Origin of the sequence: Staphylococcus sp. EZ-P03 (genome assembly GCF_003344575.1) — a bacterium.
GTDB classification, from domain to species: domain Bacteria; phylum Bacillota; class Bacilli; order Staphylococcales; family Staphylococcaceae; genus Staphylococcus; species Staphylococcus simulans_B.
The window spans coordinates 16744-32155 of sequence record NZ_QPMO01000030.1 but is presented as its reverse complement, the minus strand read 5'-3'; the positions used below and the strand labels follow the sequence as shown (position 1 = coordinate 32155).

Sequence of the window (15412 nt, the reverse complement as noted above, 5' to 3'; positions counted from 1 at the left end):
ATAAACTTAGAGTATTGTCCTACTTCAAATGTACTGCCGGTACCCATATTGACAATATTTCCGTTGCCTTTTTGCGATACATTAATTGTAGAATTCGCACCGGTATAGAAAGTACCATCATTGCCGAAATTGAAAATATTTTGACCTGTAATATTAAATGTCGAGCCATCCCCAACAATTAATGAACCGCCATTGCCGACTTGGAAGGCTGTTGTGCCGTTCGTTGTTCCCCAAGGGTTAGACGGAGAGACATTCATCGTCACTTTAGAATTCATACCTGTTTGAATCTTGCCGCCATCAGAAACTTGCAGTGCACTGCCTAGACCTGTACGTGTCATCGTCACAGTCGCATTCGGCGCGATATTAATATTTTTTGCACCGATATTGGCACGTGTAGTTGCACTATCGCTGCTGATAGAACTGAAATTACCGTTAATATTCACCGTAACATTTTGGTTTGCGGCTGTATTATTAATCAAGTTGCTGCCGGTATGCGTCACATTTTCAAACGTGATTGTATTGGCAGTTGTCGTACTTGCTCCGAATGTAATCAAACCATTGGTATTGTTCGTATTAATCGTCGCGTTTTTGACCGTTAAATCCCAGCTGCCTGAAGTTGCCGGAGCATTAATAATATAGTTGCCTGAATTTAAAGTATAACCGCCGCCATCAATAGTCACACTGCGCCCTGTAGACGTTTGAAGTGTCGGCGAACTTGTACCGGTAATATTACTTGTAAGCTGAATATTCGATACTGTTTTGTCATTTAATGCCGCAACTAATTGATCCCAAGTGCTGACTTGCGTTGCGGGTGCTGGTGCTGCGAAAGCCGCAAATGACATCATTCGGAATGTCGGCGATACAGTTGTTGAACTTACCGTCGTCGGTGCAGTAGATGTAGTAGTCATTGGTGTTTCGCCGATAGGATCGCTGCCTGGCGCATTCGATGTATTAATCAAGTAAGATGTTAATAATGCCCCAGCAATTTCTTCATTCGTCGCATCATTAACATCTACAGCCATGCCGTCAACGACTTGTTGGGCTGTATCAGGTGATAAATTATCTTGTGTTGCTAAATAATCTGTTAAAGCAGCTTCTTTATCCGTACTGCTCTCTAATGTTTGCGATAAATCTTGAGAAAGTGTCGGTGCTGGTGTTGCTGTTGGTGTAATCGCTGCCTCGCTGGTTTGGCTTTGCGATGTTGTACCCTCACTGCTTGTTGGTGCTTCTGCAACATTTGAAAGTGATGATGTATCTAAAGATGAAGTCGTGTTGGTTGGACTGGATGTACCTGGCTCTGCAGGTTCAGATGAAGATTGTGAAGTATCGTTGGATGTGGATGGTGCTGTCGTATTTGAATTTGTTTCTGTTGCTGGTGTTTTTGTCGTTGTTGAATTTGATTCTTGCGTTGGTGCCGCCGTATCAGGTGCAGGTTCAGATGTGCCTGCCGAACTTCCACCAGCTGGTACTTCTGTTGCCGGTGTCTGCTCAGCCGGTGTTGTCTCTGTACCAGTCGATGGCGCAGTTTCAGTCGTCGGTGTTTCAGTTGCTGGTGCCTCTGGTGCAGGTGCTTCTGTTGTTGGCTGGCTCTCTGCAGCTGGTTGGCTTTCTACCGATACTGTTGTATCTGATGGCGCAGTTTGCGTCTTTGGTGCAGGTGTTGATGTACTGTCTGTTGTTGGCGTTGCGGTCGGATCAGTTGAACCTTCACTGCCGCTGCCAGTACTTGAATCACTGCCTGATGAACTAGAACTGCTTGTTTCCGCAGCTTTTGCTTCATCATTCGTGCCTAAAATCAACATTGTTCCTAATAGTATCGAAGCCGTACCCACCGTAAATTTACGAATGGAGTATTTATTACGTCTATTAGGAAGAAAATCTAATTTTTTCATAGAAAAAATTCCTCCTCATGATTAAAAAACCTTAACTATATCCCTTTGTTTTAAAAAACTATGTTGCCCTTGAATTTTTGTTAATTGTAATAATTATACCTGTTACTCAATAAATGTCTATAACTATATGTTGCATTTAGCAATGTTGAACAAAATCTTAATAATTGGCAAACAGGTTGTACTTATCCTTATATCTTCTTTTATCACACACTAATAAAACTAAACATACAAATTAATGACAAATAATTGAAGAAACTTCCTTATTAAACATCAAAAAAACGTCCCTCATTTAAGAGGGACGCCAGTAACAATTTCATATTTCTATAGGAGTTTTGAAATTTCTTTTACATTTTTTTGACAGTAAGCTGTTTGGGACTTATTTATTGTCTTTGCGGCGACGGTTCTTGCCAAGTAAGAACAATGCGCCTAATCCAGCGAATAGTGAGCCGAATAATGCACCTTTGTTTTCATTTTGACCTGTATCAGGTAAAGCTTCTTTATCTGATTTAGCAGCTTGACGTTCTTGAGATTGAGTTGGGACAGACTCATCTTGAGCTACGTCATTGCTAGGTGCTTGTGTTGCTGGTGCTTGCGGCTGTGCTGGAGTCTCAGCTGGTGCTTTTGGTTGTGCCGGTGTCTCAGCTGGTGCTTCTGGTTGTGCCGGTGTTTCAGCTGGTGCTTCTGGTTGTTCTGGTGTTTCAACTGGTGCTTCTGGTTGTTCTGGTGTTTCAACTGGTGCTTCTGGTTGTTCTGGTGTCTCACCAGGAACTTCTGGTTGGTTAGGTGTTTCACCAGGTTGTTCAGGTGCTGGTTGACCTGTACCTCTTTCAATAATGCGATCTTGTTTATCTGTCACAGTTACTGTTTCAGTACGCGGGTTAATCAATTCACCTGTCTTAGGATCCACATCGTAAGTTGTTACTGTTTGAGTTTTGCCAGTAATACCTGGTTGAATTTCTCTTTCAGTTCCAACTGGTAAGTTTGGATTATCTTGATAGATTGTTTCATATGGTACATCATTTTCTTCTACTACTTTATTACCAACGTGAATCACTGTGTCTGTCGGCGGGTTGTTCGGATCATTTGGATTACCTGGCTTACCTGGTGTTGTGCTTGTTTCGCCAACTGGTAAGTTTGGATCCGGTTTGTAAACTGTGCCGCCTTCGACTGGACCGTATTCTGTGATGCGGTCAACTGCTGGTGTTGTTGAAGTTTCTGTACGTGGGTTGATTAATTCGCCAGTCTTAGGATCTACATCGTAAGTTGTTGTTGTCGTTGTAGAACCGTTTTGACCTTCTTGAACCACTACATCTTTCGCACCTACAGGTAATTCTGGGTTATAACGGTCGATTGTGTTGTAAGGAATCGGTGTTGTTTCTGTTGTTTTATTGCCGACATGTACGATTGTATCTGTTGGCGGGTTGTTAGGATCGTTCGGATCTCCTGGCTTACCTGGTGTTGTGCTTGTTTCGCCAACTGGTAAGTTTGGATCTGGTTGATATACTGTGCCGCCTTCAACCGGACCGTATTCTGTAATGCGGTCTACCGGTGGTGTTGTAGTCGTTGAAGTTTGAGGGTTCGTCAACTCTCCTGTCTTAGGATCTACATCGTAAGTCGTTGTAGTAGTTGTTGAACCATCTTTACCTTCTTGAACTAACACATCCTTAGAACCAACTGGTAAATCAGGGTTGTAACGGTTGATTTCTTTGTGCGGAATCGGTGTTGTAACTGTGCTTTCGTTATCTACACCAACGACTTCTGTTACTGGTGGTGTTGTCACTTCAGTTACAGGGTCTTTACCTGGTTCAGCTGTTACTGTTTCTTCACCTGGTTGACCTGGTGTGATAACAGTTGTTGTGCCTGTTTCAGGGTTCGGATCTGGATTTGGCTGGTACGTTGTTTCTGGCGGAATCGGATTCGTCACTACAGAAGTAGTACCTGCACCTACTTCAATAATGCGGTCTTGTTTTTCAACTTTAGTTACCGTATTTGAAGTTGGGTTTTCCAGTGCACCTGTTTCAGGGTTCACTGTATAAGTTGTTGTTGTTTCATTTTCGCCTGTGATACCAGGTTGTACTTCAACTTGAGTACCTGCTGGCAAGTCAGGGTTTTCTCTTGTGATTGTTGTATATGGTACTTGTTCAGTTGTAACTTGCTTAGTACCTACTTCATTCACTTGTGTTACTGGATCTACAGTTGTTGTATCTGTAACTGGGTTAGTTAATTCGCCAGTCTTAGGATCCACTTCATAAGTTGTTGTAGTAGTTGTTGAACCATCTTTACCAGGTGTTTGTACATTTGTATAGCCCACTTTTTCTTCTACACCTACATACGTTGTGTCATGCGGAATCGGTGTTTTCGCAACTTCTTGGTTATTTACACCTACTACTTCATCTTTTGGCGGAGTTGTTACGACTACAACTGGTTCTTTACCTGGTTCAGTTGTAACAGTTTGTTCGCCTGGCGTACCTGGTGTAATAACTGTTTCAGTTCCGATTGGTTGTGTCGGATCTGGATTTGGCTGATAAGTTGTTCCCGGAGGAATCACTTCTGTTGTTGTTTCTGGCGGAACAGCTTCAGGGTTTGTTGAGTTGTTACTGATTAATACTAAACGTTGTGCATAGTTTAAGTTTAATTCAGATAATGGTGTACCTGTAGTACTTGTTAATGTAGACTCTTGCTCATTATAAGTCGGAACACCTGTAGAGAAACCTTGTTGTTCTGCTCTTAAGTCAACAACATCTTCCCATACGTTATCTGCATCAGCGTGTTGGTTAGGATCGCTGAAGTGTAATGGGTCCCAAGTCTTCGCAATGTATGAACCGTTCCATTGGAAGTAACCTGGTGAACCTGGATCCATAAAGATTAAGTTTGGTTTTTCACCATTCGCACTTTGACCGCTTGTGACTTTGCTTGTTTTTTGCAAGTTCACATAGTATGCATCATCAAAGATATATCTGCGGTCTGGGTTTGTACCGCCTAGAGGAATTGAAATAACCTCTGCATAGTAGTTGCGGTTATCCGTACGCAAATCTAATGTTGCGTTATCTTTAACGTGTAGTAATGCTGTTTCATCACCTACTGCGTTAATGTTCACTAAGTCGTTGTAAGCGCCGACTTGTGTTTGCGTATCAGGGTTCCATTGATGGTTTTTCGCATCTAAGAACAATGTCGCATTTTCATCAACTAAGATTTGTGAGTTGCCGTCTAAACCGATTAAGTTGTCTTGCTCCCAGTTACCGATACGGTGTCCGTCAGAGTATGCGATGAATTTAGAGTCTTGTGCAACTTCAAATGTACTGTTTTTGCCCATGTTCACAATGTTGCCGTTACCTTTTTGGTCAACGTTCACTGTTGAACCGATACCTGTATTTAAAGTACCGCCGTTGCCGAAGTCAAAGATATTTTGACCAGTAACGTTTGTAGTTGAGCCGTCACCTAATTGAACAGTGACATTGTTGCCTGATTTGAATGCAGTGTTGCCGTTTGAAACGCCCCATGGATTTGAAGCTGAAACATCAACGTTTACTGTTGAACCTGTACCTGTAGTGATTGAACCGTTATCTGATGCTTGGAAAGCACTTCCTAAGCCAGTACGTGTCATATCTACAGTCGCGTTTGGTGCAATGTTGATATTTTTCGCACCGATTGTCGCATTCGCAACCACATTATCTGTACTTGTAGATGTTACATTGCCTTCAAGGTTGACTGTCACATTATTATTAATATTCGTGTCATTAATAATGTTCTTACCAGTGTGTGTCACATCTCTTAAAGTTAATGTATGTTGTGTTGTTGTGCTTGGCGCAAAGTTTACAAATCCTTCTGCATTATTCGTTTTAAGATTTGTATTTTGCAATGTGATATCCCAGTTTCCGCTGCTAATGAACGGAACATTGTTGTACCTGTTGGTGAAGTTTGTGAACTTTGAGCTGGTGCTTGCAATGTTGAAGCATCTGCTAAAGGTTCGCTTCCAGGCGCATTTTGTGAATTAAGCAAGTATGATGAAATCAATGCATTTGAGATTTCTTCGTTAGATGCATTCGCTAAATCAACATTCATACCATCCACAACTTGTTGTGCTGTTTCTGGTGATAAGTTGTTTTCAGTCGCTAAGTAATCAGTTAACGCTTTTGTTTGATCTGTGCTGCCTTCTAATGCAGACGTCACATCTTGCGCTAATGGCGCTGAAGTTACAGTGCTTGTATCAGGTGCTGTTGTTTGACCAGATTCTGGTGCTGATAACGTAGTTTGTGTGCCTGATGTCGGCGTATTGTCAGCTGTACCTGATTGTTGTTGTGTTGTATTGCTTTCAGATGTTGGTGCTTCTGGTGCTTGTGTTTCTGACGTTGTATTGTCAGTAGTACCAGTCGGTGCATCTGCTTTTGGTGCATCTGTTTTTGGCGCTTCAGTTGTTTGAGATGCTGTAGTTGAGTCGCCTGATGGTGCTTGTGCATCTGCTTTTGGTGCTTCAGTTGTGCCTGAAGTTGTACCTGAAGCTGAATCAGGTGCTGTTGTATTAGATGTATCATTTTGACCTGACGGTTGGTCGGCTGATGGTTGAGCTGTATCCGCTGATGATCCTGAATCAGTTTGTGTTTTTGATGTATCAGCTGCAGTGTCGCCTGCCGACTGGTTGTTAGTTGCGTCCGCTTTAGTTTCTGGTGCCGGCGCAGCATCAGGTGCTTGTGCAGCTGATGTTGAATTGTCAGTTGTTTGTGTACTATCAGCTGTCGGTGCATCTGATGTTTTCGGTGCAGTTGTAGAATCTGCTGTACCTGAAGTACTTGATGATGGTGCTTGTGTTTCTGTAGAAGACGATGCTTCTTTCGAACTATCGGTAGGTTGAGTGTTTGACTCAGTTTGTGTATTTGTCGTTTGTGCCCCAGTATCTGCAGCTTGTGTGCTTGAAGTGTCAGTTGATCCGGTAGTGTCAGAAGTTGATGTTTGGCTGCCTGTATCTGTTGTTTCAGCAGCTTTTGCTTCTTCAGTTGCCCCGGAAATCAAGATTGTTCCTAATAAGATAGACGCAGTACCTACCGTGAATTTACGGATAGAATACTTGTTTTGTCTATTAGGTAAAAAATCCAATTTCTTCATGAAATTTCCCCCTATTTACTTTTAAATAAAACGGTTACTGTCAATTCTGCTAAATCAAAATCATTACACAAAGCCAAGTTGCTTTCTATCGAATTAAGTATAATTGATTTTATTTAGTTTTATTTTCTTTTCGCAATTAGTAACCATGAACCAATTATACAACATTCTAAATCAATGTCTACTAGATTTATTTGACACGTCTAAAATTTCTGAATAATTATTGCATAAATAGAACAAACTTTTCATAATTATTAGGTTTTACTAAAGCAAATTTACAATAACTTAATATTTGTACAAACGTGTAATTATAAACACTATTTCTGTAAATTTAGAAATGACAAGGCATTCAACGATTTTTTACCAAACATTTGTTAGATTACTTTAAAATCTGAAAAAAAGTTTTTATAAATTTAAAAAAAGAGGTTCTCTAAAAAGCAGAAAACCTCTAAATGAGTAATATTATACTGTGCCCGCATTTTTGTCATGCTTGCCATGTTGATAGTAATCCATATATTCAGGTTCCATTGGTGTGTTGCCTAAAATGATATCTGCAGCTTTCTCAGCAATCATTAATACTGGCGCATGAATGTTGCCGTTTGTTGTTGTAGGCATTACTGATGCATCCACAACACGCAAGTTTTCCATGCCGTGTACTTTCATTGTTAACGGATCGACAACTGCCATAGGATCTGATGAAGGTCCCATTTTCGCACTGCATGACGGATGCAATGCTGTTTCTGCGTCGCGGCGTACCCAATCTAAAATCTCTTCATCTGTTTGTACCTCTGGTCCAGGTGAGATTTCTCCTGCATTATAAGGTGCTAATGCTGGTTGAGATAAGATATTTCTCGCAACGCGGATGGCTTCTACCCACTCGCGTTCGTCTTCTTTAGTTGATAAGTAATTGAAGACAAAGTCTGGATGTTCAAACGGATCTTTTGATTTAATCTTCAAGCTGCCGCGTGAGTTAGAATACATTGGTCCGACGTGTACTTGGAAACCGTGTTGTGTTTCTGCTTTTTGTCCATCATAACGTACAGCTAACGGCAAGAAGTGGAACATCAAGTTTGGATATTTCACGTCATCATTAGAACGTACGAAACCTCCGCCTTCAAAGTGGTTAGTTGCGGCTGGGCCTGTACGGCTGAAGATCCATTGCAGACCAATCCAAGGCATCTTCAACGGATTCAAGCTCGGTTGTTCTGAAACTGGTTGAGACGCTGCGTGCTGAATGTACACTTCTAAGTGGTCTTCAAAGTTTTCGCCGACACCTGGCAAGTGGATACGCGGTTCAATACCTAATGATTTCAAGTGTTCTGAATCACCGATACCTGACAATTGAAGGATTTGCGGTGTATTAAATGCGCCGCCTGATAAAATCACTTCTTTTGCTGTAACGGTATGAAGTTTGCCGTTGCGTTTGAAAGTAACGCCTGTTACTTTGTTGCCGTCAAAGTTCAGTTTTGTAACGAATGCACGTGTTTTTACATGCAGGTTTTTACGTTTCATTACCGGATGCAAGTAAGCACGTGAAGCTGAAACACGGCGGCCGTTATGCACTTGGCTGTCGAAAGGTCCGAAACCTTCTTGGCGGAAACCATTTACATCAGGTGTTTTATTGTAGCCTGCTTGTACCCCAGCATCGAAGAATGCTTGGAATAATGGATTCTTAGCCGGCCCGCGTTTTAATTTGATGGGACCATGATGGCCGCGGTATTTGTCATCTTTCTTAGAACCGAATGTTGTTTCTAAACGTTTGAAATATGGTAAGCAATGCGCAAAGTCCCATGTTTCCATACCTTTTGGCGCACCCCATTTTTCATAGTCCATAGGATTGCCGCGCTGATAAATCATGCCGTTGATTGAACTTGATCCGCCCAATACTTTACCGCGGGCGTGTGCAACTTGGCGTCCGCCCATATGCGGTTCGTTGTTTGTCGCATAAATCCAGTCATAGAAACGATTCCCTGACGGATACATCAACGCTGCCGGCATTTGAATAAACAAATCCCAGAAATAGTCGCTGCGTCCTGCTTCTAATACCAATACTTCATTGTTCTTGTTCACACTTAAACGATTGCCTAATACTGAACCGGCACTGCCTCCGCCGATAATAATATAATCATAATCATACGATTTCGTCATAGCTCTTTCTCCTTTTTATCCATGATTTGTCATAAAAATGGCGAGAATAGAGGGGCAAATATGAGGGCTTGTACCTCTGCTTTGCCTGTATTCTCGCTTTATTTAAAATTATTATCCTTTAAACCAATTCACTGGTTCTGGTTGATAGTTCGTTAATACATGTTTTGAAACCAAGTACTCTTCTAAACCTTCTTTGCCAAGTTCACGGCCGATACCTGATTGTTTATAGCCGCCCCATGGTGCTTGTGCAAAGTAAGGATGGAAATCGTTAATCCAAACTGTTCCCATACGTAAACGGTTCGCAACACGTTGTGCTTTACCGATGTCTTGAGAGAACACTGCACCTGCTAAACCGTAGATAGAATCATTCGCAAGACGCACAGCCTCTGCTTCATCTTCGAATCCTTCTACTGTCACAACCGGTCCGAATACTTCTTCTTGTACAATACGCATTGACGTATCGCAATTTGTAATCACTGTCGGTTCAAAGAAGAAACCGTCTTTCAAGTCTTCTCTTGTTGGACGTTTGCCCCCTGTCGCAATTGTTGCGCCGTCTTCTTTTGCAACATCCATATAGCCTTCTACTTTAGCCAGATGTTCAGCTGAAATTAACGGGCCGACTTCTGTTGTGTCGTCAAAGCCGTTGCCTAAACGGATTTTTTCAACACGTTCTACTAATGCTTTTTCGAATTTCTCTTTAATTGAATTTTGAACAATGATGCGTGAACCTGCAGAACAAACTTGTCCGGCATGGAAGTAGCCGCCATTTAGTGCTTGGTCCACTGCCAAATCAAAGTCTGCATCTTCGAATATCACATTAGGGTTCTTGCCGCCAAGTTCTAATGCAACATTCGTAACATGGTTTGCTGCTTGTTTCATAATGTGTTTACCAGTTTGAATTCCGCCGGTAAATGATACTAGGTCGACTTCAGGAGAACCTGATAATACGTCGCCAACAACTGATCCGGCACCTAATACTAAATTGATAACACCTTTAGGGAAACCGACTTCTTCCATTAATTCAAAGACACGAATTGTTGTTAGTGGTGTGATTTCGCTTGGCTTCATCACTAATGAACAACCTGTCGCAAGTGCCGGTGCGATTTTCCATGAAGCTTGCAATAACGGATAGTTCCAAGGTGTAATTTGTGCAACCACCCCAACTGCTTCTTTCACAATTTTACTTTCAGTTCCTGGAATCGGTGAATTGATGATTTCACCGCCGTCTTTATCTGCTAAACCTGCAAAGTACATGAAAACATTATGAATGTCATCCATATCTGCTAAGGATTCTTCGTAAGTTTTGCCTGTATCCAATGTTTCAAGTTTTGCTAATTCTTCTCTATTTTCTTTAATTTTATCAGCGACTGCTCTGACTTTTTGTCCTTTGACTTCACTTGTTTCATTCGCATAGTCACCTTGATCGAAAGCACGTCTCGCAGCTTTCACTGCACGTTCTGCATCTTCTGGTGCGGCTTCTGAGACTTCAAAGATTACTTCTTGATTATAAGGATTGATTATTTCTCTTGTGGCTTTATTTGCACTGTCTACCCATTCACCATCAATAAATTGCTGGCGAGATAAACGTTCTACAAGTTCCATCATTTCGACCTCCGTTAACTTTGTTAAATTTTTATTTAACGAATTTTACAAAGTTTATGTTAGCATGGAATAAGAGAACATGTCAAACTATGAAATTATGTATAATTGCGAATGCAAACTAAGCATTGTGCGCAAATAGCAGTAACATGATAATTCAGCTGTCTACGTATCAATTATCAATATTGGACGAATCAGCGAATTAACTCTAAAATGAATATAAATGTAGTGGACGGAGGTTTAAGTTATGACAGGTTCAAATCAATATGAACACGCCATCGAAGAAGCTAAAGTTTTAGTGATCAGCGCGATTGGCGAAACGATGGATTTATACGGCATTAATCGCAGTGTCGGCAACCTTTACGGGACTATGGTCTTTGAAGATAATATGACATTAGATCAAATGCGTGAGAAATTGCAGATGAGCAAGCCTAGTATGAGTACAGGGGTCAAAAGGCTTCAAGAATATGATTTAGTGAAGCAGCAGTTTACACGCGGCAGCCGCAAACAGCACTTTGTGGCAGAGAAAGATTTCTTTGTGTTCTTCAGACATTTCTTTGATGTAAAGTTCTCGCGAGAAATCAATGTCAATATGGCTTCGCTTGATGAAGCTGAGAAAATTATTCACGACGTATTAAATGCTGATGATATTGATGAAGAGACAAGAGCTTATGCACAACAGGTATGCGACCAGCTTGAGCACTCTCGTATTTATTACGAATGGTTATCTCAAATCAACGAAGCAATTCGTACAGGTGAAATCTTTAAATATTTCCCAATTCCCGATTCTAAAAATTTATCATAATTGTTCTGAGACAACTTGCAGAATATAAAACGGCATGTACGCAAAAATCCAATGCGTACATGCCGTTTTAATTTTATGCTGAATATCTCATCAGTCTATTCTTTACTGTTTGTCGATTGTGCCTCTTCTCGCTCTTCTGCGATTTGATTGATTTTCAGTAAACGATGTTCTGCTTTTCTTAATCGTTCTGCCCTTAATTGCAGCTTAATCCGATCTCGCGACAAGGTGATGATAAAGGAAATCATCATAAAGACGAAGATTACTATCAGCGGCACACTGGCAAGTATAGATGCTGTTTTTAAGACATCCAGTGCACGCTGTCCGCCGACTAACATTAATGAGAATGGTAATAAACATAAAGCAAATGCCCAGAATAAGCGGTTTGCACGTAATGGTTCGCCGATCACTTTCTTTTGAGAAGCAGATGCTAAGATGTATGAACCAGAATCAAATGTTGTAGCCAAGAATAAGAAGGCTGAAATTAAGAACAGCACTACAATAATATTATGGAATGGCAGTTGATGCATGACTTCAATGATTGTCGCTTCAGTACCGTTAGTGTTTAAGAATTGAATGACATCGAATTGATGTGTAATTTGCAAGTACACTGCATAGTTTCCGAAAATACCGAAGAATAATACGCAGCCTAAAGTACCATAAATGATTGTTCCTAAAACCACTTCTTTTAATGTGCGGCCTTTAGAAATACGAGCAATGAATAATCCGATAAACGGTGCGTAAACTACCCACCATGACCAATAGAAAATTGTCCATTGCTGCGGGAAGTTGGTTTCCTTGCGACCGTCAATACCGCCGAATGGTTCTAACCATGTTGCCATTTGGAAGAAGTTTTTCAACATATTCCCAAAGCCTGTTACTGTCGTTTCCATAATGAATACTGTCGGTCCGACAATAAAGACAAAGGCTAAGAGTAAGAATGACAACCATACATTGACGTCACTTAAGTATTGAATCCCTTTTTTCAATCCTGTATAAGAACTGACCGCAAAAATTAATGTAATTGTTACTAAGATTGCTGAACGCAGCACCATATTTTGTCCATCAATACCAGTTAAGCGTTCAATTCCTGCAGAAATCATCGGAACACCTAACCCTAATGATGTTGCGGCACCGCCAAGCAGACCGAAGATAAAGAGAATATCTACAATTTTACCCGGCAGCTTTTCTGTCTGTCCTTTTAAGATAGGACGGCATGCCTGACTGATTTTATAAACAGGCTTTTTCTTAACGAATACCAAGTAACCGATCGGCAATGCTGGTAACACATAAATTGCCCACGCGATCGGGCCCCAGTGGAACATGCCGTACATCGTCGCATATTCTAACGCAGAATCTGTCATACCTTTTCCGCCGTGCGGCGGTACTTGATAATAGAATGCCCATTCAATGACACCCCAATATAAAATATCTGAACCAATGCCGGCACAAAACAGCATCGCAGCCCAAGTAAAGTTTCCGAACTCCGGTTTATCGCTGGCTCTCCCCAAAGTTACATTGCCGTATTTTCCGAAGGCAATATACAGCACGAACCCTAATACAACTAAACCTAGAGATAAGTAAACCGCACCTAATGAATCTGAAACTGCGGCGTTAATGTCTGTAATTACTTTTTGACTGGCTTTTGGAAAAGCCATCATTGGAACAACTGCTAAAAGCAAAATAAAGACTGTACCATAAAACGTCGTCCAGTCCATAATCTGGGACTTTTTAGCTTTGCTTTGTTTTTTAGCTTTTTGCACTAGTCTTGCACTCCCTATTTAATTTATTGAAGTTGATGCACTTGATCATTAACCACCATTTTACAATCAATTCACTCGAACTTCTTTTCGAACGTTACATAAAAACAGTAACGAATAATTTATAAAAATGCAAATTCATGCAGGTAAATATTTGGATTATAATGAATAAATATATATTTCACACAAGTGAGACATGCATCAGTAGCGTCAATCATGCACTGTTAAGTTAGAATTTAACGAATTGAATGAACTTAATATACCAAAACAATGCATAAATATTCTTTTTAAAAAGTTCGATATTATTGAAGAACAGACCGAAATCCTCTCAAAAAGTACAACGTTTCTGTCTGATTCATTGAAAACAGACAAAAAAATCCCCGACTCTCTAATGAGCCGAGGAAAAATGCTGTGTATTGATGCTTTAATCAATATTAAATTTGTGAGTTGATCAGCTGTTTTGTTTTGCGAAAGCTTTACCGATTGCTTCTAATTTGTGCGGTGCATCATGCATACCCATTTTCACTTCCACAAAGTGCATCATATCTGGATAAGCATTAATCGCTTCAAATGCTTTTTTCAATTCTTCGCTTGTTGAAACATCATGGATTTTCACTTCATCTTTAGCACCGAAGACTGCTGGCAGTGCTTTGTAATCCCACATAAAGATGTCGTTATAAGGTTCGTTTTCACCATGAATTTTACGTTCAACTGTATAACCATCGTTATTGATGACGAACAATACAGGTTTGATTTGTTCGCGAATCATTGTTGAAATACTTTGTACTGTTAATTGTAATGAACCATCACCGATGAGTAATAAGTTGCGGCGGTTTTGATCCGCAATTTGCGTACCTAATGTTGCCGGCAGTGTATAGCCGATTGAGCCCCATAATGGTTGGCCTACGAACATATTGTTTTTATACAATGCTAAGTCATAAGCACCGAAGAATGAAGTGCCTTGTTCAGCTAAAATCACATCATCCGGCGCAATAAAGTCTTGCATCATCTTGAAGTAAGTTTCTTGTGTTAATGGTTCATTTGATAATGTGTAGTTGCCTTCTTCTGGACGTACATATTTCGGATAATCTGCTTTATTCACATATTCCATTTCTAATAAGCCGTCTAATAAATCAGGCAATGTTACATCACTAGCTTCTGTATCATTCATTTTGAAGTTGTGTTGATTTAACATCACTACATCATCGATATCGAATTTGTATGAGAAGCCTGCAGTTGCTGAATCGGTAATTTTCGCACCGATATTTAAGATTGCGTCACTGTTATCTACATAGTCTCTGATGTTTTCTTCTGCGATAGAACCATCGTAAATACCCATGTAATACGGATTTTCTTCGTTGAAAGCACCTTTGCCGAGCGACAATTGTGCAACTGGAATTTGTGTTTGGTTCACGAATTTTTCTAGTTTTTCATGCAGTTTGAAACTATTGATTTCATGTCCTGCAATAATCACAGGTTGTGATGCACTGTTTAATTTATCTTTGACCATATCAATATATTTTGAGACATCTTCTGATTGGCGTTTTGGTAATTCATATGCTGCTTCAACCTCGATTTCACTCATTGCCACATCAATCGGCAAGTGCAAGTGTACAGGTCGTTTTTCAGCTAATGCCGCATCGATTAAGCGCGGAATTTCTGTTTGTGCATTTTCAGGTGTAATGTAGCCTTGTGTTGTCGTAATTTCTTTGAACATTTTGCGATAGTTGTCGAACTCGCCTTCGCCAAGTGAATGGTGGACATATTTGCCCGCTTCTTCAACTGCACGTGTCGGTGCACCTGTAATTGCGATCACTGGCACACGTTCTGCATAAGAACCTGCAACACCATTCACTGCAGATAATTCACCTACACCAAATGTTGTGACCATTGCACTTAAACCGTTCATACGTGCATAACCGTCAGCCGCATAACTTGCGTTTAATTCGTTTGTATTACCAATCCATTCAATATCTTTTCTGCTGATAATATCATCTAAGAATGCTAAGTTGAAATCGCCAGGAACGCCGAATACTTTATCTACTCCAGCGGCGCTCAAGCAGTCCATTAAATACTCCCCTACACGTTTTTTCATCATTCATTCCACCTTTGTC

Annotated in this window: 7 protein-coding genes and 2 pseudogenes; 1 reads left to right on the top strand and 8 read right to left on the bottom strand. The window is 40.6% G+C overall.

Annotated features, from left to right (window positions below):
* Nucleotides 1–485 precede the first annotated feature (485 nt).
* The 6 genes and pseudogenes from DVJ99_RS13510 to betB all read right to left on the bottom strand — a co-directional run.
* Nucleotides 486–794: pseudogene (locus DVJ99_RS13510) on the bottom strand (pectate lyase-like adhesive domain-containing protein); the annotation flags it as partial.
* A gap of 962 nt (nt 795–1756) precedes the next feature.
* Nucleotides 1757–1892, bottom strand: a pseudogene (locus DVJ99_RS13505) (YSIRK-type signal peptide-containing protein); the annotation flags it as partial.
* 376 nt (nt 1893–2268) lie between these two features.
* Entirely contained in the window at nt 2269–5751 is a 3483-nt protein-coding gene (locus DVJ99_RS11940; protein ID WP_114604400.1) for a G5 domain-containing protein, read from the bottom strand.
* Nucleotides 5706–6992 carry a YSIRK-type signal peptide-containing protein gene (locus DVJ99_RS11935; protein ID WP_114604399.1) on the bottom strand — a complete coding sequence of 429 codons (1287 nt, stop codon included), beginning with the start codon at nt 6990–6992 and terminating at the stop codon, nt 5706–5708. Before DVJ99_RS11935 ends, DVJ99_RS11940 begins: the two co-directional genes overlap by 46 nt.
* A gap of 459 nt (nt 6993–7451) precedes the next feature.
* Nucleotides 7452–9137, bottom strand: coding sequence for a choline dehydrogenase (betA, locus tag DVJ99_RS11930; RefSeq protein ID WP_114604398.1), 1686 nt, complete (start codon nt 9135–9137; stop codon nt 7452–7454).
* Between the two features lie 111 nt (nt 9138–9248).
* On the bottom strand, nt 9249–10739 hold the full coding sequence (gene betB / locus DVJ99_RS11925; protein WP_114604397.1) for a betaine-aldehyde dehydrogenase: 1491 nt from the start codon (nt 10737–10739) through the stop codon (nt 9249–9251).
* A 244-nt stretch (nt 10740–10983) separates the two neighbouring features.
* On the opposite strand from betB, the gene cudC reads away from it, so the two are divergent.
* A complete protein-coding gene (cudC, locus tag DVJ99_RS11920) occupies nt 10984–11541 on the top strand; it encodes a choline uptake/conversion transcriptional regulator CudC (protein WP_114604396.1) in 558 nt (185 codons plus the stop codon).
* A 95-nt stretch (nt 11542–11636) separates the two neighbouring features.
* On the opposite strand, the gene DVJ99_RS11915 is transcribed toward cudC, so the two are convergent.
* Nucleotides 11637–13256, bottom strand: coding sequence for a BCCT family transporter (locus DVJ99_RS11915; RefSeq protein WP_114604501.1), 1620 nt, complete (start codon nt 13254–13256; stop codon nt 11637–11639).
* A 493-nt stretch (nt 13257–13749) separates the two neighbouring features.
* The gene (locus tag DVJ99_RS11905; protein ID WP_114604394.1) at nt 13750–15393 is read right to left on the bottom strand and encodes an alpha-keto acid decarboxylase family protein; all 1644 of its coding nucleotides are present in this window, start codon (nt 15391–15393) and stop codon (nt 13750–13752) included.
* Nucleotides 15394–15412: the final 19 nt, after the last annotated feature.

What these genes read in the sequence shown, in the direction of transcription:
- DVJ99_RS11935 (WP_114604399.1), bottom strand. Translation starts at nt 6,992, where the DNA reads ATGAAGAAATTGGATTTTTTACCTAATAGACAAAACAAGTATTCTATC.
- betA (WP_114604398.1), bottom strand. Translation starts at nt 9,137, where the DNA reads ATGACGAAATCGTATGATTATGATTATATTATTATCGGCGGAGGCAGT.
- betB (WP_114604397.1), bottom strand. Translation starts at nt 10,739, where the DNA reads ATGGAACTTGTAGAACGTTTATCTCGCCAGCAATTTATTGATGGTGAA.
- cudC (WP_114604396.1), top strand. Translation starts at nt 10,984, where the DNA reads ATGACAGGTTCAAATCAATATGAACACGCCATCGAAGAAGCTAAAGTT.
- DVJ99_RS11915 (WP_114604501.1), bottom strand. Translation starts at nt 13,256, where the DNA reads ATGGACTGGACGACGTTTTATGGTACAGTCTTTATTTTGCTTTTAGCA.
- DVJ99_RS11905 (WP_114604394.1), bottom strand. Translation starts at nt 15,393, where the DNA reads ATGAAAAAACGTGTAGGGGAGTATTTAATGGACTGCTTGAGCGCCGCT.